The organism is Microbacterium sp. K36, from assembly GCF_004794355.1.
GTDB lineage: Bacteria > Actinomycetota > Actinomycetes > Actinomycetales > Microbacteriaceae > Microbacterium > Microbacterium paraoxydans_D.
In genome coordinates, this window is sequence record NZ_SSDN01000018.1 from 1 (window position 1) to 2,686 (window position 2,686).

The following is a 2,686-nucleotide window of genomic DNA, read 5'->3' on the forward strand; positions in this document are numbered from 1 at the left end:
GCTCCGGTCGCGCCCCCGAGCGCCGTCCCCGCGCCGGTCCGCGCGGCCCTGCTCCCCCAGGTGGCAGCCCCGGTGCTGTCGTTGGCCCAGGCCCCCGACGGCGACCACCGGATCACGCTCACCGTCTCGCCGGAGAACCTCGGTCCCGTCACCGTGCGGGCCTACATCGCCGGCTCCACCCTCCGCATCGAGCTGCAGGCCCCGAGCGAGATCGGCAGGGACGCCCTCCGCGCTCTCCTCGTCGATCTCCGCCGGGACCTCGCGGTCGCCGCGCCGCATGCCACCCTCAGCCTCAGCACCGGGGACGGCTCGTCCTCCTCTCCCCAGCACGGCGCGACGACACACGGCCAGACCGGGGACGGTGACCAGGACCGCCCGCGCCCGCAGCCCGTCCCCCGTCCCCCGGCCTCGACATCGACCGCTGCCCCGCCCCCGACCGCACCGCCCGTCGCTCCGCTCGGCGGCATCGACGTCTACGCCTGACCAGAGAGGACTCCATGACCACGGTCGACTCCATCACCGGCACCCTCCCCCCGGGGGCCACACCGACGTCCGGTGTGCAGACCGGCAGCACGACACCGGCGACCGAGCGCAAGAAGACCCTCGACTCCGAGGTCTTCCTCAAGCTGCTCGTGACCCAGCTCACCAACCAGGATCCGAGTTCTCCGATGAACACGAACGAGATGATCTCGCAGACCACGCAGCTGGCCTCCATGGAGCAGCTGACGGCGCTCGCCTCGACCAGCACCGAGAGCTTCGCCCTCAGCATGCGTCAGACCGCCGCCGCCCTCCTCGGGCAGGAGGCGCAGTACGTCGATGCCGACGGCGTCACCCAGAAGGGCATCGTCACCGCGGTCTCCTACGCGGGAGCCATCCCGACCGTGACCATCGGCGAGAAGTCGATCCCCCTCGACGCCGTCTCCGGCGTCTCCCTCGTCCCCGGCACCGCTGCCTGACCCCGCTCCCCAGAAAGGCACCACCATGCTCCGTTCACTGTTCTCCGGAATCTCCGGACTCCGCTCGCACCAGACCATGCTCGACGTCACGGGCAACAACATCGCCAACGTCAACACAACCGGCTTCAAGGCGTCCTCCGTGCAGTTCCAGGACTCCCTCTCGCAGCTCCTGCGGAACTCGATGCTGCCGCAGCAGGCGACGGGCGGACAGAACCCCGCCCAGGTCGGGCTGGGTGTGCAGGTCGCCGGCATCAGCACCAACTTCGCCGGAGGCGCCCCGCAGCCGACCGGCGTGCCCACCGACCTGATGATCTCGGGCGACGGCTTCTTCGTCGTCCGCTCCGGCGGCGAGACGCTGTACACCCGCAACGGCGGCTTCACGTTCGATGCGAGCGGCCGTCTCGTCGGGGCCGGCGGAGCCCTCGTCCAGGGCTGGACCGCGCGCAACGGCGCGATCGTCCCCGGTCAGGGCATCGGCGACATCACCCTCCCGGTGGGCGCCCTCAGCCCCGCCGCCGCCACCACCACGGCACGGGCCACCGGCAACCTGCCCTCGGGGGCCGCGGTCGGGGAGACGCTCGTGCGCGACATCAAGACGTACGGCACGGACGGCTCCGCCTCCACCCTGCGGCTCACCTTCACGCGCACCGCGACGGGATGGGACGTCACCGACCCCGCGGGCGCCCGCTCCACGCTGACCTTCACCGACGGCGTGCAGAACGGCGCGGGGAGCATCGTGTCCGGCGGCGTCACCGTCGACCTCTCCGGTGTGACCGGCTTCGCCGACGTCAGCGACATCGCCATCAAGGAGCAGAACGGCAAGCCGGCCGGCACGCTGAGCTCCTACGCCCTGACCAACGACGGCAGCCTCGTCGGCACGTTCAGCAACGGCGACACCCAGGTGCTGGCGCGCATCGCGCTGGCCGGGTTCGTGAACCCCGGAGGCCTTGAGAAGGTGGGATCCTCGCAGTTCCGCCCGAGCGGCAACTCCGGTCAGGCCGAGCTCGGACAGCCCGGCACCGGCGGCCTCGGCGGCATCATCAGCGGCGCGCTCGAGATGTCGAACGTCGACCTCTCGCAGGAGTTCACGAACCTCATCGTCGCGCAGCGCGGTTTCCAGGCGAACGCCCGCATCATCACCACGAGCGACGAGGTGCTCCAGGAGCTCACGAACCTCAAGCGCTGACCCCTTCCCGCGAGACCCCGTCTTCCCGCCGAGGCCCCGCCGTATTCACATGGATACGGCGGGGCCTCGGTGATAACACGGGGTTTCGGCAGGGTCAGACGTAGATGCCGCGCTGCTCCATGAAGCGCACGGGGTTCGTGTACCCGCCGTTGATGTAGACCTCGAAGTGCAGGTGGCAGCCGAACGAGCGGCCGGTGTCGCCGGCATACGCGATGACCTGACCCGCCCGCACCCACTGGCCGCTGCGCACGTTGATGCCGCCCGGCTTGATGTGGGCGTACCCGGTACTGATGCCGCCGCCGTGCTGGATGCGGATGTAGTTACCGTAGTTCCCGTTCGGTCCCGCGTAGTCGACCGTGCCGGAGTTGGCGGCATAGATCGCGGCACCGCAGCCGTTGGCGAGATCCGCACCGTAGTGGAAGCTCGACGAACATCCCCGAGGACCGCAGATGGGGGTGCGCGGCCCGTAGCTCGAACTGCGTGCGCCGCCGTGCGGGCGTACCCATCCGCCGCTGCCGGCCGAGCCGCCGCCACCGCCGCCGCC

At 70.7% G+C, this 2,686-nt stretch carries 4 protein-coding genes; 3 read left to right on the forward strand and 1 reads right to left on the reverse strand.

Translation table 11 applies throughout. From position 1 onward, the window contains the following. From DW296_RS00640 to DW296_RS00650, 3 genes are all read left to right on the forward strand, one after another. Positions 1 to 483 (forward strand): flagellar hook-length control protein FliK (locus tag DW296_RS00640; protein ID WP_136050649.1); only part of this gene is annotated, 483 nt, incomplete at its 5' end. Between the two features lie 14 nt (positions 484 to 497). Then, on the forward strand, positions 498 to 956 hold the full coding sequence (locus DW296_RS00645; protein ID WP_136050650.1) for a flagellar hook assembly protein FlgD: 459 nt from the start codon (positions 498 to 500) through the stop codon (positions 954 to 956). 25 nt (positions 957 to 981) lie between these two features. Continuing rightward, positions 982 to 2,142 (forward strand): flagellar hook protein FlgE, encoded by a 1,161-nt coding sequence (locus DW296_RS00650; protein ID WP_136050651.1) that lies wholly within the window; start codon positions 982 to 984, stop codon positions 2,140 to 2,142. Positions 2,143 to 2,236: 94 nt separating this feature from the next. Here DW296_RS00650 and DW296_RS00655 read toward each other — a convergent pair. After that, positions 2,237 to 2,686: M23 family metallopeptidase (locus DW296_RS00655; protein ID WP_136050652.1), on the reverse strand; the 450-nt coding region annotated here is incomplete at its 5' end.

Coding starts and splice junctions, on each gene's coding strand:
- DW296_RS00645 (WP_136050650.1), top strand. CDS start 498: ATGACCACGGTCGACTCCATCACCGGCACCCTCCCCCCGGGGGCCACA.
- DW296_RS00650 (WP_136050651.1), top strand. CDS start 982: ATGCTCCGTTCACTGTTCTCCGGAATCTCCGGACTCCGCTCGCACCAG.